A 21,908-nucleotide genomic window follows, 5' to 3' on the forward strand; every position below is an offset into this window, starting at 1 on the left:
CCGCGGGATGCTCCCGTACGGTTCTTCCGCAGGCGTGCGCCTGCCGGATGCACGGCGTTCGGCGCGTCGCGCGAAGTCGCCGGAAGGCCCCGGACGTCCCGGAGGCCACACGAAGACACCGAAAGGCCCCGGACGTCCCGGAGGCCGCGAGGAGGTCCCGCCGTGCCGCACGGGCCGGGCGGCGGTCAGCGGACACGGGCCGAGGGGGTGCTGTCCGAAGCGGGCCCGGTGCCGTCGGCGCCGTCGGATCCGGCCTTCGCTGCCGCCCGGGCGATGTTGCGTGCCATGCCTCCGAACACGACGGCGTGGAAAGGGGAGACGGCCCACCAGTACACGTGCCCGAGCAGTCCGTGCGGATGGAACAGGGCCCGCTGCCGGTAGCGGCTGCGGCCCCCCTCGCCGCGTTCGGCGTGCATCTCCAGCCACGCGAGACCCGGCAGCCTCATCTCGGCCCGCAGCCGCAGCATCCGGCCCGGTTCGATCTCCTCGACCCGCCAGAAGTCCAGCGAGTCTCCGACCCTCAGCCGTGCGGCGTCCCGCCGGCCGCGGCGGAGCCCCACGCCGCCGACGAGCCGGTCGAGCCAGCCCCGTACCGCCCAGGCGAGCGGGAAGGAGTACCAGCCGTTGTCACCGCCGATCCCCTCGATGACCCGCCACAGGGCCTGCGGCGAGGCGTCGACGTCGAGCCCGCGCCGGTCGGTGTAGAGACTGCCCCCGGCCCAGTCCGGGTCCGTCGGCAGCGGGTCGCTCGGAGCACCGGGCAGCGCGGCGGAGGACCAGCGGGTGGTGACCTGCGCGTCGCGCACCCGCTGGAGCGCCAGCTCCAGGGCCCGGTCGAAGCCGAGGGGAGTGCCGGGCGGATCGGGGACGTGGCGGGCGATGTCGTGCTCGCGGCAGACCACCTCGTGGCGCAGCGATTCGGCGAGGGGCCGGGCGAGGGCGGGCGGCACCGGTGTGACCAGGCCGATCCACAGACTGGACAGCCTGGGCGTCAGCATCGGCACGCCCAGGATCAGGCGCCTCGGCAGCCCGGCCACCTCGGCGTAGCGCCGCATCATCCGCTCGTACGTCATCACGTCCGGCCCGCCGATGTCGAAGGACCGGTTCACGTCCGCCGGCATCCGGGCGCTGCCCACGAGGTAGCGCAGCACGTCACGGACGGCGATCGGCTGGACGCGGGTGCTCACCCAGCTGGGGGTGACCATGACGGGCAGCCGCTCGGTCAGGTAGCGGAGCATCTCGAAGCTGGCCGAGCCGGAGCCGATGACGACCGCGGCACGCAGCACCGTCGCGGGCACGGATGAGCGGAGGAAGATCTCGCCCACCTCGGCGCGGGAGCGCAGGTGCGGCGAGAGCTCGTGGCCGGGCACCTCCGCGGGCGTCAGCCCGCCCAGATAGACGATGCGCCCCACGCCCGCCCCACCCGCCCGGTCGGCGAACGCGCCGGCCGCCTTGCGGTCGGCGTCCTCGAAGGACGGCCCGGAGCGCAGCCCATGCACGAGGTAGTAGGCGACGTCCACGTCGCGCAGCGCCTCTCCGAGCGAGTCCGGGTCGGTGACGTCGCCCCGTACCGCCTCCACCCGCCCCGCCCAGGGGTGGTCGCGCAGCTTCTCCGGCGAGCGGGCCATGCAGCGGACCCGGAAACCGGCGTCCAGCAACTCGGGCACGAGCCTGCCGCCGACGTAGCCGGTCGCACCGGTCACGAGGCAGCGCGGGCCCTCCGTGTTCCGACCGTCGCCCTGTCCGCTCATGCAAACCTCCCGTTCCCGCGGGGCGGCGTTCCCCCGCCGACCCCCGGCCGGCCCACCCCTGTCACCTTGCCCCCTGCGGGCTGCTTCCGCTCGGGGAGGGACGGCGGATGCACGGCGGTCCCGCTCGGGGACCGCGTGGGACCACGCTGCCGGAAGCGGCCGGTGCCCCGCCTGCTCCCGGCCGGTCGGCGGGGCGCCTTTCGCCGTTCCCGCGCGAGCGGGTCGGGAGGCGGCCTGGAGCGTGCCGGGGCGGCGTCCGGGACGGCCGCGGGCAGGGCCTGGGCGAGGTTTGCGCCATGCACCCGCGGTCAGACGAAGAACACGTACGTTCCGTCGCGTACGCAAGGAGCGGTGGAGGATGTCTGCTGATGAACTGACCGGGACGAACCGCCCGGAAGCCGTGGTGCCGCGCACCCCCTCACAGGCGCGCACCCGGGTGGAGGCGTTGCTGCGGGAGTGGCTGATGCCCGCCGGCGGGATTCCCGACGACACGCACGTGGTCGGCGATGCCATCCTCGTGACGTCCGAGCTCGTGACCAACGCCCTCCGGCACGGCGGCGGCCTGACGAGCTTCGACGTCGAGATGACCGACCAGGGCTGCCGCGTGAGCGTCGGCGACCGCAGCGACCGGCTCCCGGAGTTCGCCTCCTCCCGGGACGGCAGCGGCAGACTCCGCGTCGGGGGGCACGGCTGGCGCGTGATCCGCAGGCTGGCGCGGAGCATCACGATCACCCCGGAGGCACATGGGGGAAAGCGCGTGAGCGTGCTGATCTCGCTGGCATGAGGCACGACGTACGGCCCGGGTGAGCCGTCCCCGCGGCGCTCCCGCGGTGCGCGGACACAACCCGTCGTCTCCCCTGGGTACCACGTGGTTTCCGGGCGCTCCACGGTCTCCGGGCCCCGGGGCGCACCTGGCTCGCGGGGCGCTCCGCGGCCTCCCAGGCGCCCCTCCCGCCCCCGGGTGTCGCGCCTCCGGGTGTCCCGCAGTCGAAGCCTGCGCGTGCTCCGCCTCGAGGCCGAGCCTGCCGATTCGCCGAACACCCGTCGTGAAGACGAGGTTTACCCACAGCCACACTGGTAACGCTCAGTAGCACATGGTCACCGAGAGAGATGAAAGCCTTACCGACAGATCCCCGTAAAGCAGATCCCCGCAGAGGAGGAAATCATGTCGATCACTGCGCTGGCCATCCTCGGGGTGGCGGCCGTCATGATCCTCGCACTCGTCATGGCACGGCCCGTTCGGCGCGCACATCCCGGACGCTTCCGTCGCCGGCTCGTCACGCCGCGGCTCAAGCCGATGAGCCGGAGTGAGGCCGAGCAGTACCTGGCCCGATGGACCGTGATCTCAGGCCGGTTCGTGGAGTCGCCCGGGGAGGCGACCATCATGGCCCATGAACTGCTGGACACGGTGGCCACCGCGCGCGGCCTCCCCACCGCCTCGCACGAACTGCGGGCACGTGCCCTGCACACCCTCTTCCCCGGTCACGCCGAGGCCGCCGGCCGACTGCGCGCCGCCTCGGGGCGCGCGGCGGCGGGGAAGGCGGACGTGGAGAGCCTGCGACAGGCCATGCTGGCGGGCCGTGCACTGCTCACGGAGCTGCTGGCCGCGGCGCCCCGCGTTCCCGACGTCGCCCCCGTCCCGCAGCGGAGGGTCCCAGCCCGGCGGGTTCCACCGCAGCGCTCGGCGACCCTTCATCCGTGAGGTCCGTACGACCGCAGGGTCCGTACGTCCGTGAGATCCGTCAGCGCGTCGTGAGATCCGCACGTCGCGGGGATCCACGCCATCACACGAGCCGCGTGCCCGCGGGCCCGCCGGTCCGGGCGGTTCCATGGAGGACGGTCCCACAGCCCACGTGCGACGCCGGAGCGGCGCGGTCCCCCGTCGGGGGCCGCGCCGCTCCGTTCCCCGAGGCCATCGACGGGACCGGCAGCACGGCCTCGGGGAACCGCCCGAAGCGGACGACACCGCGCGAACACCCTTCGGCCCGCGGGTGAAGAAGGCATCCTTCTGGGTAAGCGGCGTTCGCGAACGAAGAATTGCGCGGGGGTGAACATGCTGTCAGGCGACGTGGCCGGAGAACGGCACCGACCTTCGCGGCCGTCGGTGCCGACGAGCGCGGCCGCCGCCCGCGACCGGGTCGAACGGCTGCTGGAGGACCATTTCCGGGACGCGCCCCAACCCCGGCCGCCGGCCGTGGTGCTGACGGACGCGCTGCTGGTCACCTCGGAGCTGGTGACCAACGCGATCCGGCACGGAGGCGGGGTCACCGGCTTCGCGGCACGGGTGACCGACGAGGGGCTGGAGCTGACGGTGCGGGACCGCGACCCCGCCGCGCCGGTCGCGCGACCCCGCCCGGAGGGGCAGACGTTCCCCGTGGGCGGCTACGGCTGGCCTCTCGTCCAACGGCTCGCCACGCGCATCGACATCGTCCCGCTGCGCGAGGGGAAGAGCATCAGGGTCCTGCTCCCCCTCGATCCGCACTCTCCGGCCTGAATCCCAGTACGTCGCATTCAGGCCGATGCGCTACGGATCACGGCGTTCGCACGCGAGAGCCCCTTTACGGAAGGGTGGAACGTCGGCCCGGCCCTCCGCCCCAGCCCTTTGACCGGTCCCGACCGGTCCCGACCGGTCCCTTCCCGTCCCGCCCTCGGCGCGCGGGATCGTGCCGGAACTGGTCTGCTGGATTGCGGGGGCCGTCCGAGCTGTCCTGGGAGAGATCCGGATGAGTACGTACCGAGTCGCGCAGGTCGCCGTCGCCGGCGGTCCGTTCGAGATCGTCGAGCGTGAGGTGCCGCAGCCCGGCCCCCGTCATGTCCGGGTCGCCGTGGAGGCCTGCGGCATCTGCCACAGCGACGCCTTCTTCGTGACGGCCGGGCTGCCGGGCGTCACGTTCCCGGTGGTCCCCGGTCATGAGATCGCAGGACGCGTCGACGCGCTGGGCGAGGGCATCGAGGACTGGGGCCTGCAGATCGGCGACAGGGTCGCCGTGGGCTGGTTCGGCGGCAGCTGCGGCCACTGCACCCCCTGCCGGCAGGGCGACTTCATCGTGTGCGAGAACCTCAAGGTTCCCGGCTGGGCATACGACGGAGGCTTCGCGGAGTCCGTCATCGCGCCGGTCGACGCCCTGGCCCGGATCCCCGACTCGCTGACGGCGGCCGACGCGGGGCCGATGGCCTGTGCGGGAGTGACCACCTACAACGGTCTGCGACGCAGTTCCGCCCGGCCGGGAGACCTGGTCGCCGTGCTCGGCATCGGCGGTCTCGGCCACCTCGCGGTGAAGTACGCGGTCGCGATGGGTTTCGAGACCGTGGCCATCGCCCGCGGCGCCGACAAGGCCGACTTCTCCAAACAGCTCGGCGCCCACCACTACGTCGACAGCACGGCCGGCACCTCCGTCGCGGACGCCTTGCAGTCGCTCGGCGGTGCCAGGGCCGTCCTCGCCACGGCCTCCAACTCCGCCGCCATCACGGCCACCGTGGACGGGCTGTCGCCGCGCGGTGAACTGGTGGTGGTCGGCGCCGATCCCGATGCCCTGGGGATCAACCCGGTGCAGCTGCTGATGAGCGGCCGGGTCGTCCGAGGCCACCCGTCCGGCACCGCACAGGACGTGCAGGACACCATGGAGTTCAGCGCCCTGCACGGGATCCGCCCGGTGGTCGAGACCCTGCCGCTGAGCCGGGCCGACGAGGCGTACCGGAAGATGCTGTCGGGCAGCGCGCGCTTCCGCATGGTGCTCACCGCGGGCTGACGGGCCGGCCCTCGGCGATGCGCCGACCCAGCCACCCCCGGGGACCCACGGGCCCGCTCCGCGCGCGAGCCGGTGACGGCGCCGGCCGCGACGCTTCCCCCGCACCCTCTCGAGGCGGACGTGACCCATGACCACTGCACGGGACCTGATGATCATCGCCATGGACGTGGCGCCCAGCCGCCCCGTCGCGCAGGGCGATCTGTCGCTCGCGCTCGCGGGAGCGGAGGTCGTCGACCTGCTCGCCGCCGAGGCCGTCACCCTGGACGGCGATCGCATCGTGCCCGGCCTCGGCCCCGCCACGGACGATCCGCTGCTGGACCGGGCCGTGTCGTCGCTGGTGCGCGAGGCACCGTACGAGCTCGTCGGCGACTGGCTCTGGCGACGGGGCAGAGGCCTGTCCGCCGCGTATCTGGCCGCGCTCGAGGCGGAGGGGCTGTTCGGCCGGCCACGCCGCCGCGGGCTGCGCTTCCGGGCCGGCCGCGACGCGCCGGCCGATTCGGCGGACCGGCGGGCGGCGGCGGAACGTCTGGCCTCGGACGAGCCGGTCCTGGCCGCTCTGGCGTCGGCCGTCGGGATCCGTGACGAGGGCGCGGACGGCGGCGAGGACGGGCCGGACCGCGAGCAACCCGAGTACCCCGACGACCCCGAGTACCGCGAGAACCCGGAAAACCCCGAAACGGGCCGAAACGGGACCGGGGGCGAGGGCGAGAGCGGAAACGGGAACGGCGGCGACAGGGCGGGGGACGGGAACGGGACGGGTGGCCTCCGGGAGGGCTCCGGTGGCCTCCCGGGCGTGTCCGACGACGTGGACACCGTAATCGGGGCCGTGCTCGACGCGCTGACGCAGTTGGCGGCCATCCGGCAGCGTCGCTCCGTCGAGCAGGCCGCGTTCGACAACATCTGGCGAGGCGACTGACGCGGAGCCGGGGCCGGTCCCCCGCCACCGGTCCGTCCACCGCCCCGCCCGCGGTCCGGCCCTTCCGGGACGGCTGTCCGGCCTCCCGTCCCGCACTCCGGCGCCAGGCGGGAGCGGCGCGAGCCGTACCGGCCCGCGTCCCAGCGGCCGGTACGGCATCCCCGCGTGCGACCGCGCCCACGGCCGCCGCGATCGGAGCGGCCTCTAGGCGAAGGCGTCCCGGACGGGCTGACGGTCGTGCGGGCGGGCCAGGTTGTCCGGGAGCAGGACCAGCCGGAGCTGCTCCTCCGTCAGCAGGCCCTTGGCGAGGACGAGTTCGTGGACGCTGCGGCCGGAGCTCAGCGCCTCCTGGGCGACGGCGGTGGCCTGTTCGTAGCCGATGTGCGGGTTGAGCGCGGTCGCCAGGCCGATGGAGCGGGTGACGAGGGCGGCGAGGTGGTCCCGGTTGGCGGTGATGCCCGTGACACAGCGCTCGGCGAGCGTCAGACAGCCGGCCCGCAGATGGGTCAGGCTCTTGAGCAGACTGTGGGCGATCAGGGGTTCGAAGGCGTTGAGCTGGAGCTGCCCCGCCTCGGCCGCCATGGTCACCGCCATGTCGTTCCCGATGACCTCGAAGGCGATCTGGTTGACGACCTCGGGGACAACGGGGTTCACCTTGCCGGGCATGATGCTCGAACCCGCCTGCACCGGCGGCAGGTTGATCTCGGCGAAGCCGGCGCGCGGGCCGCAGGACAGCAGCCGCAGGTCGTTGCAGGTCTTGGAGAGCTTGACGGCGATCCGCTTGAGGACGCCGGACAGCTGGACGAACGCGCCGGCGTCCTGGGTGGCCTCGACGAGGTCCTCGGCGACGGTCAGCGGCAGGCCGGTGATGGTCCGCAGGTTCCGGGCCGCCAGCGCCGCGTACCGTGGGTGGGCGTTGAGCCCGGTACCGATCGCCGTGCCGCCGAGGTTGATCTCCCGGATGAGCTCACGGGCCTCGGTGAGCCGTTTGTGGTCCTCGCCGAGCATGACGGCGTACGTCGCGAACTCCTGGCCCAGGGTCATCGGGACCGCGTCCTGGAGCTGCGTACGGCCCATCTTGAGGACGTCCGCGAACTCCACCGCCTTCGCGTCGAAGGCTCCGCGCAGCACCTCCATGGCGTCCAGCAGCCGCTGGGCGGCGAGGTCGAGTGCGATCTTCACGGCGGTGGGGTAGACGTCGTTGGTGCTCTGGCCGGCGTTGACGTCCTCCAGCGGGTGCAGCCGGGCGTACTCGCCCTTGCGGAGGCCGAGGAGCTCCAGGGCCCGGTTGGCGACGACCTCGTTGGCGTTCATGTTCGTCGAGGTGCCCGCACCGCCCTGGATCACGTCGACGACGAACTCGCGGTGGAGTTTCCCGGCCCGTATCTCCTCGCACGCCGCCACGATCGCGTCCGCCTTGTCGGCTTCCAGGAGCCCGAGTTCACCGTTGGCGAGCGCCGCGGCCTGCTTGACGGAGGCGAGGGCGGTGACGAGGTCCGGGTAGGCCGAGACGGCGGTGCCGGTGATGGGGAAGTTCTCGACTGCACGCAGGGTGTGGATGCCGTAGTAGGCGTCCGCGGGGACGTCGCGGTCGCCGAGCAGATCGTGCTCGCGGCGGAACGCGGCGGGGGCCTCGTCGCGCTGGTCGTCGGGCTGGGCCTGGTCGTGCGTGGGCATGGCGCTGGGGACCTTCGTGTCGGGTGACTGCGCGGGGAGGGGGCGAGGGAGGGGCGGGATGCGGCGGGAGCGGGGCTACACCCGCGCCAGGTCCGCGGTCCGGGCGTCCGCGGCCGCCGGTTCACCGAGCGCGTGGCGCAGCACCCGGCCCCGCTCCTGGGGGTCCGCGGTGGCGAGCAGCGCGCTCAGCACGGCGATCCGGGCCTGCCCGGCGCGGAGCGTGCCGGTCGGCACGGCGCCTGCGGCCACCAGGTCGACGGCGCCGCCGTGCGTGTAGATCTCGGTGACCGGGCCGGCCTGGACCCGGGTGGTCAGGGCGACGAGCACGCCGCGGGAGGTGGCGGCGGCGACGGTCTCCGCGATCTCCGGGGTCGCGTTCCCGGCCCCGGTGGCCACCAGGACGACGCCCTGGGCCCCCGCGTCCAGTGCGGCGTTGAACAGCAGGGCGTCGGCGTCGCAGTGGTGCATGACCATGTCGACGCGGGGTGCCGTCTCCGGGACGGCGGGCAGCGCGAGCGGGGCTGGGCGATGCGGCCGGCGCAGTACGGACACCCGGCCGAAGCCGATGCTCCCGAGGCGGGCGCCGGAGGGGTCGGCGAAGGCGTCGGGGGCGAGGGTCTGCGTCTTGACCGTGCCCCGGGCCGGGTGCACCTTGCCGTCGAAGGCGATCACGACGCCCAGGCCGCGGGTCGTCGCGGCGGTCAGCAGGGCGTCGTGGAGATTGCCGGGACCGTCGCCGTCCGTCGCCCCGAGCGGGAGCTGCGCGCCGGTGAAGACCACCGGTCGCGGGTCGTCGTGGTGGAGGTCCACGAGGAAGGCGGACTCCTCGAGGGTGTCGGTGCCGTGGGTGACGACGATTCCGTCGACGCCGGGGTCCGCGAGCACCTCGTGGACCGTGCGGAGGAGGGTCAGCTGGTGGTGGGTGGTGAGCCGGGGGCTGTTCACACTGAAGAGGTCCACGACCTCGACGCTGACACCCTCCGGCAGCGGAGCGGTGGCCATGACCTCTCCGCCGTTCGCGTCGGCGGCGAAACCGGAACCCTGCCAGCGACTGGCTATCGTCCCTCCGGTGCTGATGACGACCATGCGTCCCACGGTGCCCGTCCTCCTTCGTGCCGTGTCGTGCCGCAGTGAGGCGGCTGTCCCGACGGGGCACGCGGCCCGGCGTCGCTCATGACTCCGGCCGGGCAGCGCCCCATGGCTGACTCCGGGGGTGACCGGAGCAGTCGACGCAATCATAGGAGTTATGGTGCGCAATTTGATCGCCACTTCACCCCTGGAGGTCCGGGATCCATGGTGGATAATTGCGTCATGGACGACATCGACAGGGCAATCTTGCGTGAGCTCCAGAACGACGGCCGGCTGAGCAACCAGGAGCTTGCGCAGCGCGTCGGCCTCACCCCGTCGCCCTGCATGCGCCGCGTGCGGCAACTGGAGCAGGACGGCGTGATCCAGGGATACCGGGCGGTGATCGACCCCGATGCGGTAGACCGGGGCTTCGAGGTGCTGGTCTCCATCGAGGTGGCGCGCGACCGCGAGGCGGTCGAGTCCTTCGAGGCGGCCCTGCAGGACATCCCGGACGTCATCGAGGCGCACCGCCTGTTCGGCAGCCCGGGGTGCCTGCTGCGGATCGCGGTGAGCGATCTCCGTGCCTACGAACGGCTGTGGATCGAGAAGCTGACGGCGCTGTCCGGCGTGACCGAGGTCAACTCCCAGATCATCATGAAGCGCATCAAGGAAGCCCGGGGTCTCCCGGTGGACGGCTGAGGCGGCCCGCACGGGATTCCGGCGGGGCCGGCCCGTCCGCACCGTACTGCCCGCACCCTCGCATCCCCGCCTCCCCCGCGGCACGGCCGGCAGGGGCGGGGGGCCGGCTCTCCGTCTCCCGGCCCACCCCGTCCCCACCCGTCCCGCACCCACCACCGTGCGAGACCTCCTGCGAGCGCCGTACCGGCCCCGGTCGGCCCTGACTCACCGCTCCGCAAGCGGCTGTTCGGAACCGGCGAGCAGGGTGACGTGCGGTACGCCGGTCCGGGGGTGCTCGGCCACGTCCGCCTCCACGCGGTAGACCTCGGCCAGGAGGGCGGGGGTCAGCACCTCCCCGGGAGTGCCCAGGGCGACGAGGCGGCCGCCGGCCATCACACAGATCCGGTCGCAGAACGCCGCCGCCAGGTTGAGGTCGTGGAGGGCGACGACGGCGGTGACGCCCAGGCGTCGGACCAGCCGGAGGGCGTCGAGTTGGTGGCGCAGGTCCAGGTGGTTGGTCGGCTCGTCCAGGACCATCGACCCCGCGCGCTGGGCCACGGCCCGGGCGATCAGCACCCGCTGCTTCTCTCCGCCCGACAGGCGTCCGAACGGCGCGGAAGCCAGCCCGGCGGCGCCGAGTTCGGCCAGCGCGGCCATGACGACGGCGCGGTCGTCCGCGGTGTCCCCCTCGAAGGCCCGCTTGTGCGGAGTGCGGCCCATGGCCACCACCTCGTACACGGTGAGCTCGAACTCCCCGGGGGACTCCTGCAGTACGGCCGCCAGCCGGCGCGCCAGGCGCTTGCCGGGCATCCGCCGTACGTCCTCCCCGTCCAGCAGCACCCGCCCCGTCGTGGGGCGCAGCGTCCGGTAGACCGTGCGCAACAGGGTCGACTTCCCGGCGCCGTTGGGGCCGACGAGGCCGACGACCTCGCCGGGGGCCGCACTCAGCGACACGCCCTCCACCAGGGTCCTGCCGTCCAGGACCACCGAGACGTCCTCCACGGTCAGACGTCCCGGCGCGCCCACGGCTCCGTTCCCCCTCATGCCGTCCTCCGGCGCATCAGCCACAGGAAGAACGGCCCTCCGACGAGGGCGGTGAGGATGCCCACGGGTATCTCCTCGGGACTCATGAGAGTACGGGCGGCCAGGTCTGCGGCGATGAGGAAGGCGGCGCCGAGCAGGGCGGCGGCGGGCAGGGCGCGCCGGTGGTCGGCGCCGACCAGCAGCCGCACCACGTGCGGCATGATCAGGCCGACGAAGCCGATCTGCCCGCTCACCGCGACGATCGTGCCGATCATCAGGGCGACGAGGGTGAACAGCGAGGCGCGGAAGCGGTGCACGTCCAGACCGAGCGCGACGGCCGCCTCCTCCCCCGCCAGCAGCAGGTTCAGCGAGCGGCACACCCCGAGCAGCACGGCCGTGCCGGCCAGGACGGCCCCGGCGGGGATCCACACCGTCGCCCATGTCGTGCCCGCCATGCCGCCGAGCATCCAGCGCAGCGCCGACTGGGTCTTGTGCGGGTCGTTCGAGGTGACGACGAGGAAGCTCGCCACCGCCGACAGCACCTCGGCCGTGGCCACCCCCGCCAGCACCAGCCGCACCGTGGTCATCCGCCCGCCGGACCGCGCCAGGAAGTACACGGCCACGAGTGCGGCCAGCGCGCCGAGGAACGCCGCCACGGGCAGCGAGAACACCCCGAACAGACTCACGTTGAAGACGACGACCGTCACCGCGCCCACGGACGCGCCGGACGACACCCCGAGCAGCATGGGGTCCGCCAGCGGATTGCGCACGAGTGCCTGGAGCGCCGTCCCGCAGACGGCGAGGCCGGCTCCGACCGCCGCGCACAGCAGCACACGGGGCAGCCGGACCTCGACGACGATGGTCTCGCGGACCTGTGTCCAGTCGGGGTCCGCCAGTGCGGGATGCACCCGGTGCAGCAGGATGCCCCACACCTGTCCGGCCGGTACGCCGATGGAGCCCACGGCGGTACCGAAGGTCGCCGCCACGAGGACCAGCGCGCCCAGCGCCGCGAGCACGACCGGGTAGGGGACGGCAGGCGCGCGCCGGCCCGGGCGCCGGGGCGCCGCGTCGTGCACCTGGCCGGCGGTCGCCGTCGCCGTGCCTCCGGTGCCGGCGCCGCCCGAGGCCGGCCCGGTGGTCGCCGTCCTGTCCGTGCCCGTTTCCTTCGAACCGGCGCCCACGTCCGTCGTGCCGGTCACTTGAAGCGGTCCGGGTGGAGCCGGCGGGCCAGGGAGTCGACGCCGGCCGGCACCCGCACACCCAGGACCGTCGACGACAGCGGCAGCACCGCGAACCGCTTGTCCCTGATCGCGGGCACGTCCTTCAGCGCCGGATTCGCCAGCAGGAACCGCTTCTTCTCCTCGACCGACTGGTCCCCGTAGTCGTAGATCACCACCACCTCCGGAGCCCGCTCGGCCACCTGCTCGAACGACACGTCACCGAACGCCTTGTCCAGATCGGCGAAGAGGTTCACCCCACCGGCCCGTCTGATCATCTCGTTGCCGACCCCGGCCCCGCCCGCCGTGAACGCCGTCTTGTCCCCGCTGTCGTACACGAAGACCTTGACCGGCCTCACCCCGGAGAGCCGGCTCTCGACCCCGTCGAGCACGGCGTGCAGCCGCTCCAACTCCCGCTCGGCACGCTCCGGCACACCGAAGATCCTCGCCACGTTGCGGATCTCCTGATCCATCGTGGCCATCGTCACCGGCCCGGACGGACACTCCTCCACGTTCAGATAGGAGTCGATCCCCGCCTTCGCCAGAGCCGCACGGCCGCGCCCCTCCTTCTCGTCGAAGGTGCTGGCGAACCCGCCGTAGACGAAGTCCGGTTCGGCCGCGAGGAGGGTCTCGAACGAGGGGTACTCCTCGGCCAGCACCTCGATCCGGTCGTAGGCCGGACGGTACTCCGGCAGGATCCGGTCATCGAGGTAACCGGTGCCCACCATGGACTTCTCCAGACCGAGGGCCAGCATCACCTCGGTCGCGTGCTGGTTCAGCGACACCGCCCGCTGCGGCGGACGCTGATACGTCGTCCTCACCCCGCAGTTGGTCAGCGTCACCGGGAAACCCTCGGCGGCGGGACCCGCAGGGGCGGCGTCCTCCCGGGCACCGGGAGCGCCGCAGCCGGACACCAGCAGGGCCGCCGCCAGCGCGGACAGCAGGAACTTCAGGCGTATGCCCATCATGGGGGTGGGTCCTCTCACCGCGGTAGGGAATCGGAGGGCGGCCGGGTCCGGGCGGTCCGGGCGCCGTCGCGCGGGACCGCCGGGGAGGAGTTGCCGGCGCCGCTCCGGGGAACGGTCGGTACGGTCGGCGGAAGTGGTGGGACGTCAGTCGGAAGCGGTCGTACGTGACTGCGCCTGCCCGACGGCACCGAGGCGCCTGATGCGGTCGTGCGTCCGTCGGGCGCGTTCGTGCGGCGGGGGGCCCGACGGCTCAGCCGGCGTCACGGAGCGGCCCGGAACGGACGCGCCGTGGCGGGGTGAAGGCGTACAGCCCGAGGATCTCCGGCATCTCGGCGAGCCCCGGGCCGCCCGCGCGCACCCACGCGGCCACGTCCTCGGTCGCGGCCGGATCGTTCACCAGGCCGAACCAGGCCGGTCGCCCGCCCGCGGCCCGTCCCTCGGCCGACGGCTGCACGACGACGACGTTCGCCTGGTCGCACACGTCCAGGCAGTCGGAGATCCGCACCGGCGCCTGTTCCGCGAGACGCGCGGTCTGCCGTGCGTGGTCGACTCCGGTCACCTTGGGACTGCCGCAGCAGCAGTCCCGGCACACCACGATCCGGCACGGCACCGGACCGGTGTCCACCGGCCCCCTGGGCACCATGACAAGCCCTCCCCTCTGGGGAAATCCGCCCCAGTCAGCTCGAGGAGGCGACCGCGTGAGTCTCCTGGCTCTCGGGTCACCGCTCGCCCCGGCCTTCCCACCCGCATCCGGGCAGTGGTCCGTTCGGGGTCCGCTCGCCGATCACAGTGGCGGGACCGCGCCGGATTCACACCGGCTTCCTCGTTCCGCCGTCGCCTTTTACGGCGCACATCATCGCAGAATCCCGCGCCGTGTTCACGCAGAGTCCGGGATCCGGCGGACCGGACGGCCCGTCACGCCCTCGGCCGGGAGCGCCAGGACGTCGGGCCGTACCGCGAACGGACGCCCACCGGTGGCACCCGAACACCGGACGAACCAGGCTGACAACACCACATACTGCAAAAAACGCAGTAATCAACCGGAAAACGAGGCAAAGGAACGGTAATGTTCGGCCCGGCGCAGCACTGACATCCAAGGAGTCCGGCCAGTGATCTCACGTGTGTCAGCGGGCATTCTGCTGATCTGCGCGGTGCTGCTGCACGTGGTGACTCCGCTGTGCGTCACCCCCGACGCGCCCCGGGCCGAGGCGGCCGTCGTCTCCACCGAGAGCAGGAACCCCCACACCGCGGCCGTGGTCGTCCGCGCCGACGGCGCCGGGCTCCACCACGACGAGTACGACCCGCGCAACCATCCCTCGCGACTGACCCCGCTCGGCGCCCAGGCCCCCGCCGGCCCGGGCTACGGGAACACGGGCCACGGCGGCGGCGCCCCGGACGAGGCGACGGGCCCCCCGCCCGGCACGTCGGCCGGGACCGCGAGACACAGCCGGAATCCCGGAGCCGCACCGGCGCCGACCCTGAGCACCCTGCAGTCGTTCCGCTGCTGACCGGCAGGTGCGCCACCGGTCACCGCCCCTCCCCGAGCCACCGGGGCACCGCTCCGGCACGCCCCGGGACGGACACCCGGTGCGGGGCCGACGCCCTCGTCACGGGGCGTCAGGGCCACCGCGGCGCACCCCTCTTCGACGAAGCAGACCCGTTCCGCATCGAAGAGACCGAGGTACGACCATGCAGTCACTCATCGAGCACGCCCGGCAGTTCCCCGCGCGGATCGCGGGCCAGCAGGACGCCTACGCGGCGCTCGCGCGGGGGCAGCGGCCCCAGGCGCTGTTCATCACCTGTTCCGACTCCCGGGTGGTCCCCTCGCTGATCACCGGCGCCCGGCCCGGCGACGTGTTCGAGGTACGCACCGCCGGGAACATCGTCCCGCCCTGGCGGCCGCGGGCGGCCTGCGCCGTCGGGGGCAGCCTGGAGTTCGCCCTGGAGGCCCTGGAGGTACCCGACATCGTCGTGTGCGGGCACTCGCACTGCGGTGCCGTCCAGGGCCTGTTGCGGGAGCAGGACGTCCGGAGCATGCCGCTGGTACGGCGCTGGCTCACCAGGGCGGGGCACCGCACCGGGCACGACGCGCCCGCGCCGTCCACGGACGAGGAACTGACGCCCGCCGTGCAGCGGCACGTCCTCACCCAGCTCGGCCATCTGCGGACCTACCCCTGCGTCGCCCGGCGGCTGGACTCCGGCCGGCTGCGGCTGCACGCCTGGTTCTACACGGTCGAGTCCGGCGAGGTCCTCTCCTGCGCGGCGGACGGCCGCACCTTCCGGCCCCTGTGATCCGGGCCGGCACCCCGGCCACCGGCGTCGGCTGCCGCCGCACCGGCCCGGACGCCCACGACGTTCCTTCCTCACCTCCTGAAAGAACGCCATGCCCCTGATCACTGCAGAGCAACGGCGCACCCTCCGCGCCGATGTCACCGCCTCCCTCGTCGTCTTCCTCGTCGCCCTTCCGCTGTGCGTGGGGGTGGCCGTCGCCTCCGGCGTCCCGGCCGAACTCGGCCTCATCACCGGCATCGTCGGCGGTCTGGTCACCGGACTGCTGCCCGGCAGCAGCCTCCAGGTCAGCGGCCCCGCGGCCGGGCTGACCGTCCTCGTCTTCACGGCGGTGTCCGACTACGGGCTGCCCGCTCTCGGGGTGATCGTGCTCGGCGCCGGGCTGATCCAGCTCGTGCTCGGCGCCCTGCGGCTCGGCCGCTGGTTCCGCGCGATCTCCCTGGCCGTCGTCCAGGGCATGCTCGCCGGCATCGGGCTGGTCCTGATCGCCGGTCAGCTCTACGCGCTGGCGGACGCCAAGGCTCCGGGCGGTGGCCTGGCCGACCTCGCGGGTCTGCCGCGGCTCGTCCTCGCCACCGTCACCTCGCAGAACGCCCTCCTGGCCCTCGCCGTGGGCGCGGGAACGGCGCGGCTCATCGCCGTGTGGCCGCGCCTCTCGGGACGGGCGCGGGTGGTGCCGGGAGCACTGGTCGCGGTCGGTGTCGCGACCGCCCTGACCGCCCTGTTCGACCTGCCCATCGCACGGGTCGAGGTCACGGGGCTGCTGCACGCGATCCAGCCCCTGGGCCTGTCCGACGCGAAGCGGCTCGCCGACGTGGGACTGGCGGCCACGGTCGTGGCGTTCGCGCTGATCGCCTCGGCCGAGAGCCTGTTCAGCGCGAACGCCGTCGACCGGCTCCACTCGGGCCGCCGCACCGACTACGACAAGGAGCTGATGGCGCAGGGCGCGGGCAACAGCGTCTGCGGTCTGCTCGGCTCCCTGCCGATGACCGCGGTGATCGTGCGCAGCTCCGCGAACGTCCAGGCCGGTGCGCGCACCAAGCTCTCCCGGGTGCTCCACGGCGTGTGGCTGCTGCTCTTCGCGGCCTTCCTCCCGCAGGCGCTCTCGTACGTCCCGACCGCCGCGCTCGCCGGCGTCCTGATCCACGCGGGGTGGAAGCTGATCCCGGTGAAGGAGATCGGGCCACTGTGGCGGGACCACCGCGGCGAGGCGGTCGTCCTGGTCGTCACGGCTGCGGCGATCGTGACGACGAACATGTTCGAGGGCGTGCTCATCGGTCTGCTCCTCGCCGTCGTCAAGACGGCCTGGGCCATGTCCCACGTCCACATCTCCGTGTCCGACAGCGGCATCGGGCCGGTCCGGGTCCGGCTCAGCGGCAATGCCACGTTCCTGCGGCTGCCCCGCATCCTGGACACCCTGGAGGCGCTGCCGCAGCGCCATGTGGAGCTCGACCTCTCCGGGGTGCGCCATCTGGACCACGCGTGCATGACCGCCCTGCAGAGCTGGGCCGACGAGCGCAACGCCCACGTCTCCCAGCCGGACGCGGAGGCCGGGGTCCTGGGCGGGCCGGGCAGGGCCGGTACGGCAGCCGAGTCGTCCGCGGGCCCGGATACGGCAGGTACGGCGGGTGGCGCGGGCGGTCAGGCCCGGGGTTCGGCCGGAATCCACCCCAAGGGGCCGCAGCCGTAGCGCACCTGACGCCACGTCCGGTGTCGGGAACGCGCCACCCGCCGGACGGACCGCCCCCGGGCCCGCGCACGCTTCGGCTGCCGGCACGGGGGCGTCGTGCGACCGCCCGGACGTTCCGGTTCTCATGGAACGCAGCAGGTCCTGGGCCCCTGCCGAGCCGCTGTGTCCCCCCGCCGCGTCCCACTCCCCGCCCCCGCGGGGGCCGCGATCGGTGGTCGCCCTATTGGATCGGCCGGAAGGGCTGGCTACTATGCGCCATAGTTGATCACTCTGAGGTGAGAGTGATCGGTGTGACCACTGTGGCGCCGGCCACGTCGGACCTGGCGCAAACCGCGAACGAGAGGACGGCCGTGGGGCCCGAGCTGACAGTTCCGCCGATCTACTCCCCGATAGCCCCGGCGATCCATCCCCGCCACGCGGACATCGACATCCGGACCGCCGCGTGGGCGGAAACGTTTCGAATCGGCTCCGAGGAGCTGCGCGACCGCCTCGTACGTCAGGACATCGGCACCTTCGCCGCCCGCATCCTGCCGGAGGGCCGCCAAGAGGTGATCTCCCTCCTCGCCGACTTCGTGCTGTGGTTGTTCGGTGTCGACGACGGGCACTGCGAGGAGGGCGAACTGGGCCGGCGCCCGGGCGACCTGGCCGGTACGCTCCACCGGCTGCTGCGCGTCGCCCAGAACCCCGAGGCGCCGATGCTCCCCGACGACCCGCTGGCGGCCGGTCTGCGCGATCTGCGCCTGCGGGCCGACCGCTACGGGACCTCCGGCCAGACGGCCCGCTGGGTGGGCACGCTGCGCGAGTACTTCTTCTCCGTGGTCTGGGAGGCCTCCCACCGGAGCGCGGCGACGGTGCCCGACCTCAACGACTACACCCTGATGCGCCTGTACGACGGCGCCACCTCGGTCGTCTTCCCCCTGCTGGAGATGGGTCACGGCTACGAACTCCAGCCGCACGAGCGCGACAGCACCGCGGTGCGCGCGGTGGAGGAGATGGCGTCGTTCGTCATCACCTGGGACAACGACATCTTCTCGTACCACAAGGAGCGCAAGGGCACCGGCTACTACCTGAACGCGCTGCGCGTGCTGGAGCAGGACGGCCTCACCCCCGAACAGGCCCTCACCACGGCGATCGCCCAACGGGACCGCGTGATGGGCCTGTTCATGCGGATGAGCGCGCACCTCTCGCAGGACGGCAGCCCGCAGCTGAGGCAGTACCTCGCCGGGCTCGCCTCCTTCATCCGCGGGGCACAGGACTGGGGGATCAGTTCCATCCGCTACACGACGCCGGACGACCCCGCACGCATCCCGTCCGTCTTCCGTGACACCCCGACGGACGAGAGCAGGGAACCGCTGGACATCCCCGCGGTCGCCTGGTGGTGGAACCTCCCCACCGGCCGACCGGCACCCGTCCAGCCCCGCAGCCGCACGCGGGAGAACCAGCACCGGAGCCTCGCCCCGGTCCACTGAAGCGTGTTCGAAAGTGGCGTCGTCCGCCCCCGCCCAGACGGACTTTCGCAAGAAGCCCCAGTGCCGCCCCTGGCACCGCGAGAGGGGAACGGGCACCGCGGTGCGGTACCCGTTCCCCTCTCCGCCGGCGGAGCGCCGGCCCGTCGGGCGACCGGAGTTCAGCGCGACAGCAGGGTGCGCCACCACGATCGGGAGGCCGTCGCCGCGGGGACCGGATCCTCCTCCCGCGGGGGGAGGGGCAGGGCCGCCGCGGGCAGCGGCTGGGCCGCGATCGGGGCACCGTACGGCGGAAGCCGGGTACCCAGCGAGCGCGGGCGGGTGAACCGGACCGGGAGTGCGGAGGGCCGGCGGGTGAGCCAGTCCGCGTTGACGCCGATCTCCGTCTCGGGAACGGCGAGTCTCATGTCCGGCAGCAGTGACATGAGTTCGTCGATGCCGGTGTCCGCGATGGCACGGCCGATGTCACCGCCCGGGCACTCGTGGGGACCGCTGCTCAGCGCGAGGTGCGAACGGTTCCCGTGCATCGGGACACTCAGGTCGGGCCGCTGCTCGGGGTCCACATTGGCCGCGGCGATGCACAGCAGCAGCAGATCGCCGGACTTGATCGCCTGGCCTCCCAGCTTGGTGTCGGAAGTGGCCCAACGGCCCGGAACCACGCCGATGCTGGGGTTGTCCCACATGACCTGCTCCAGCGCGTCGGGGAGTGTCATGTGGCCGCCCGACAGGCTGCCGCGGAACCGGCGGTCCGTCAGGATCAGCCGCAGAGTCTGGGCGATGAGATTGACCGTGCCCTGGTGGGCGGCCACCAGGGTCAGGCGCAGATGCTCGACGATCTCGGTGTCCGTCAGGCGTGACTCGTGCAGGATGAGCCGCGACGCCAGGTCGTTGCCCGGCGCGGTCTTCTTGTACGCGACGAGGTCCTCGAGGACCTGGGTCACGAGCGCGTTGCTCGCGGCGGCCGTCTCGCTGCCGCGCATCAGGTCGAGCGTCGGCTCGACGAGCAGCGGACCCTTGTCCGGAGTCATTCCGAGCAACCGGCTGACGACCAGCATGGGCAGCGGCTCGGCGTACTCGCGGACGAGGTCGGCGGTGCCGTCCGCCCCGAAACCGCTGACCAGCTGACGGGTGTAGTGCGTGACGTACCGGCGCATGCCCCGGCGGTTGAACTGGGCCAGTCCGTCCACGACGGCGCCGCGCAGGCGCGCGTGCTCCTCGCCGTCGGCGAAGACGCACAGGGGCTGCCAGCCCACCATGGGGATGAGCGGGGAGTCCGCGGGGACGCGGCCCTCGCGGAAGGCGGTCCAGCGCCTCGAGTCCCGGCTGAACAGCAGGGGCGTGCGCATCACCTCCAGGTTCTCCCGGTACCCGAGCACGATCCACGCCGGGATGTCCCCGTGCAGGAGGACCGGGGCCACGGGCCCGTACTCCCGGCGCAGTTCCTCGTACGTGCCGACCGGGTCGGTGATCTCCGGCAGGCGCCGGAGGCTGCCGGCGGCCATGCCGTGGGCGGGGCACCCGGGCGGTGGCACGAGCCCGTCGGCGGATATCGGGGGTTGGGGGGTCACGGGGCCTCCGGAAATGGGGAGCGACCCCCTTCACGAAGGCCGGCCGGGGGCGCTCATGATCGTCACTGCTGACCGCGAGCAGCGGTCTCGGCTGCCGGTCTCCGCTGAGCAAGATCGGCACTCCGGCAGCATATCCCCGGCGGTCCCGGACCCGACAGGGAGTCAATGCTCCCTCACACCAAGGGTGTTGGACCTCACGAAAAGGTCCGCGGGATGCGTCGTGCCGCCGGTGCGACGGACCGTTCAACGCAGAACGATGTTTTCCCGGACCGGCGTGTGTCGAGAAAATGACCATGATGGTGTCCGAGGGGCGGCTTCCCGGCCTCCCCTTCCCCCGGTTCGTCCCGGCATGCCCCCCGCGGGCCCGCCCGGGCAGCGCCGCATGCACCACATCCCCCCACGCCGGGCCGGCAGCGGCCCCGGCACGAGAACGTCTCGCGAGAGGACGCACCGTGTCACTGGAAGCCATACCTCGTGCCAAGGGCCGGGTGCCCGGCCTCGGTCATGTACCGCGGCTGGTGCGAGCCCCGCTCAGGGTGCTCAGCTCCCTCCACGCCGAAGGCCCGGTACTGCGGCTCGACATCGGCACCATGCCGGTGGTCATGGTCACCAGCGCCGAGACCGTCGGCGAGGTCATGGTCAAGAAGGCCCGCTCCTTCCGCAAGGGGCGGCTGTTCGAACGGGTCCGGCCACTGGTCGGCAACGGGCTGGCCAACTCCGACGGCTCCCAGCACATGCGCAACCGGCGGCTGATCCAGCCGATGTTCTACAAGGAGCGCCTGGAGGGCTACGCCGACGTCATGAACGAGCGGGCCCGGGCCCTCGCCGACTCGTGGAAGGACGGTCAGGTCGTCGACGTCGACCAGGCCATGGGGACCCACGCGATCGAGACCCTGGCAGCGACCCTCTTCAGCACCGACATCGGCGCCCCTGCGGTACGGGCCGTCCGGGAGGACCTCCCCGTCATCCTGAACACCATGCTGTTCCGGGCTCTCGCCCCCAAGGCCCTGGACCGGCTGCCGGTCTGGCGGGCGTTCGACCGGTCCGCGGCCCGGATGCGTTCCGTGATCGACGACGTCGTCGCCGCCACCCGCGCCTCCGACCCCGAAGGCCGCACGGACCTGCTCTCCCTGCTGCTCTCGGCGCGGGACGACACGGGGGCGGGCCTCACCGACGAGGAGATCCGCGACGAACTGACCACCATGCTGTTCGCCGGCACCGAGACCACGGCCTCCACGCTCGCCTGGGCGCTCCACCACCTGAGCCGGCGGCCCGACGTGGAGGCCGCGCTGCTCGCCGAGATCGACGAGGCGGCAGGCGACCGGCCCGTGACGTTCGCCGATGTGCCGCGGCTGCCCGGCATCACCAGGGTCCTGGACGAGGTGATCCGTCTCCATGGTGTGGTCAGCCTGATGCGGCGTACGAACGAGGCGGTCACCATCGGGGGCTACGACATCCCCGCGGAGACCGAAGTGCTGCTGAGTCTCTACGCCCTGCACCGGCATCCCGGACTGTACCCGGACCCCGACCGGTTCGACCCGGACCGCTGGCTGCCCGAACGGGTCGCGGAACGTCCTCGTGAACACGTCGTGCCCTTCGGGGCAGGCAACCGCAAGTGCATCGGTGACAAGTTCAGCCGGCTGGAGGCCACGATCACCCTGGCCACGATCCTGCGCCGCTGGCAGTTGCGTCCGGTCCCGGGCAGCAAGCCGCCGCGTGAGGCCACCGCGGCGATGGCGCACCCGACCCGCATGCCGATGGTCGTGCGTCGCCGCGGCGACGGCTGACGTGCTCCGGGCGGCGACCGGGAGTTCGCGCGGCGGCCGGGGCCGGCGTGCTCCGGGTCGC

General features: G+C 72.9%; 19 protein-coding genes and 1 riboswitch. Of the genes, 11 read left to right on the forward strand and 8 right to left on the reverse strand.

Annotated features, from left to right (window positions below; all coding sequences use genetic code 11):
- Positions 1–185: 185 nt before the first annotated feature.
- Positions 186–1,751 carry an SDR family oxidoreductase gene (locus O7595_RS06135; protein WP_269727710.1) on the reverse strand — a complete coding sequence of 522 codons (1,566 nt, stop codon included), beginning with the start codon at positions 1,749–1,751 and terminating at the stop codon, positions 186–188.
- A gap of 358 nt (positions 1,752–2,109) precedes the next feature.
- Between O7595_RS06135 and O7595_RS06140 the strand changes: the two genes are divergently transcribed.
- From O7595_RS06140 to O7595_RS06160, 5 genes are all read left to right on the forward strand, one after another.
- Complete coding sequence (locus O7595_RS06140; protein ID WP_269727711.1) at positions 2,110–2,535, forward strand: ATP-binding protein; 426 nt, start codon at positions 2,110–2,112, stop codon at positions 2,533–2,535.
- A gap of 381 nt (positions 2,536–2,916) precedes the next feature.
- Entirely contained in the window at positions 2,917–3,453 is a 537-nt protein-coding gene (locus O7595_RS06145) for a hypothetical protein (protein WP_269727712.1), read from the forward strand.
- Between the two features lie 351 nt (positions 3,454–3,804).
- Positions 3,805–4,245, forward strand: a complete 441-nt coding sequence (locus O7595_RS06150) for an ATP-binding protein (RefSeq protein WP_269732386.1) — start codon at positions 3,805–3,807, stop codon at positions 4,243–4,245.
- 229 nt (positions 4,246–4,474) lie between these two features.
- The gene (locus O7595_RS06155; protein ID WP_269727713.1) at positions 4,475–5,500 is read left to right on the forward strand and encodes an alcohol dehydrogenase; all 1,026 of its coding nucleotides are present in this window, start codon (positions 4,475–4,477) and stop codon (positions 5,498–5,500) included.
- Positions 5,501–5,627: 127 nt separating this feature from the next.
- On the forward strand, positions 5,628–6,416 hold the full coding sequence (locus O7595_RS06160; RefSeq protein ID WP_269727714.1) for a GPP34 family phosphoprotein: 789 nt from the start codon (positions 5,628–5,630) through the stop codon (positions 6,414–6,416).
- A gap of 204 nt (positions 6,417–6,620) precedes the next feature.
- On the opposite strand, the gene aspA is transcribed toward O7595_RS06160, so the two are convergent.
- Positions 6,621–8,093, reverse strand: coding sequence for an aspartate ammonia-lyase (aspA, locus tag O7595_RS06165; RefSeq protein WP_269727715.1), 1,473 nt, complete (start codon positions 8,091–8,093; stop codon positions 6,621–6,623).
- Between the two features lie 75 nt (positions 8,094–8,168).
- A complete protein-coding gene (locus tag O7595_RS06170) occupies positions 8,169–9,188 on the reverse strand; it encodes an asparaginase (protein ID WP_269727716.1) in 1,020 nt (339 codons plus the stop codon).
- A 216-nt stretch (positions 9,189–9,404) separates the two neighbouring features.
- On the opposite strand from O7595_RS06170, the gene O7595_RS06175 reads away from it, so the two are divergent.
- A complete protein-coding gene (locus O7595_RS06175) occupies positions 9,405–9,860 on the forward strand; it encodes an Lrp/AsnC family transcriptional regulator (RefSeq protein WP_269727717.1) in 456 nt (151 codons plus the stop codon).
- Positions 9,861–10,064: 204 nt separating this feature from the next.
- Here O7595_RS06175 and O7595_RS06180 read toward each other — a convergent pair whose 3' ends face one another.
- The 4 genes from O7595_RS06180 to O7595_RS06195 all read right to left on the reverse strand — a co-directional run bounded on the left by O7595_RS06180 (position 10,065) and on the right by O7595_RS06195 (position 13,690).
- On the reverse strand, positions 10,065–10,883 hold the full coding sequence (locus O7595_RS06180) for an ABC transporter ATP-binding protein (protein ID WP_269727718.1): 819 nt from the start codon (positions 10,881–10,883) through the stop codon (positions 10,065–10,067).
- Positions 10,880–11,938: a FecCD family ABC transporter permease gene (locus tag O7595_RS06185; RefSeq protein ID WP_443071824.1), complete on the reverse strand. Its 1,059-nt coding sequence runs from the start codon at positions 11,936–11,938 to the stop codon at positions 10,880–10,882. Before O7595_RS06185 ends, O7595_RS06180 begins: the two co-directional genes overlap by 4 nt.
- 119 nt (positions 11,939–12,057) lie before the next feature.
- Complete coding sequence (locus O7595_RS06190; protein WP_443071573.1) at positions 12,058–13,047, reverse strand: ABC transporter substrate-binding protein; 990 nt, start codon at positions 13,045–13,047, stop codon at positions 12,058–12,060.
- Between the two features lie 250 nt (positions 13,048–13,297).
- Positions 13,298–13,690, reverse strand: coding sequence for a (2Fe-2S) ferredoxin domain-containing protein (locus O7595_RS06195; protein WP_269727719.1), 393 nt, complete (start codon positions 13,688–13,690; stop codon positions 13,298–13,300).
- A gap of 41 nt (positions 13,691–13,731) precedes the next feature.
- A riboswitch (cobalamin riboswitch) is annotated at positions 13,732–13,914 on the reverse strand.
- A gap of 242 nt (positions 13,915–14,156) precedes the next feature.
- Between O7595_RS06195 and O7595_RS06200 the strand changes: the two genes are divergently transcribed.
- The 4 genes from O7595_RS06200 (at position 14,157) to O7595_RS06215 (ending at position 18,495) form a co-directional block, all read left to right on the forward strand.
- Positions 14,157–14,555, forward strand: coding sequence for a hypothetical protein (locus O7595_RS06200; protein ID WP_269727720.1), 399 nt, complete (start codon positions 14,157–14,159; stop codon positions 14,553–14,555).
- Positions 14,556–14,736: 181 nt separating this feature from the next.
- A complete protein-coding gene (locus O7595_RS06205; protein ID WP_269727721.1) occupies positions 14,737–15,339 on the forward strand; it encodes a carbonic anhydrase in 603 nt (200 codons plus the stop codon).
- Between the two features lie 91 nt (positions 15,340–15,430).
- Positions 15,431–17,026, forward strand: a complete 1,596-nt coding sequence (locus O7595_RS06210) for a SulP family inorganic anion transporter (RefSeq protein WP_269727722.1) — start codon at positions 15,431–15,433, stop codon at positions 17,024–17,026.
- Between the two features lie 350 nt (positions 17,027–17,376).
- Positions 17,377–18,495 carry a selina-4(15),7(11)-diene synthase gene (locus O7595_RS06215; RefSeq protein WP_269732389.1) on the forward strand — a complete coding sequence of 373 codons (1,119 nt, stop codon included), beginning with the start codon at positions 17,377–17,379 and terminating at the stop codon, positions 18,493–18,495.
- A 158-nt stretch (positions 18,496–18,653) separates the two neighbouring features.
- Here the strand turns inward: O7595_RS06215 and O7595_RS06220 are convergent, their stop codons facing one another.
- A complete protein-coding gene (locus tag O7595_RS06220) occupies positions 18,654–20,060 on the reverse strand; it encodes a cytochrome P450 (protein WP_443071574.1) in 1,407 nt (468 codons plus the stop codon).
- 452 nt (positions 20,061–20,512) lie between these two features.
- Between O7595_RS06220 and O7595_RS06225 the strand changes: the two genes are divergently transcribed.
- Entirely contained in the window at positions 20,513–21,847 is a 1,335-nt protein-coding gene (locus tag O7595_RS06225) for a cytochrome P450 (RefSeq protein ID WP_332328124.1), read from the forward strand.
- Positions 21,848–21,908: the final 61 nt, after the last annotated feature.

The organism is Streptomyces sp. WMMC940 (assembly GCF_027460265.1).
Lineage (GTDB): Bacteria > Actinomycetota > Actinomycetes > Streptomycetales > Streptomycetaceae > Streptomyces.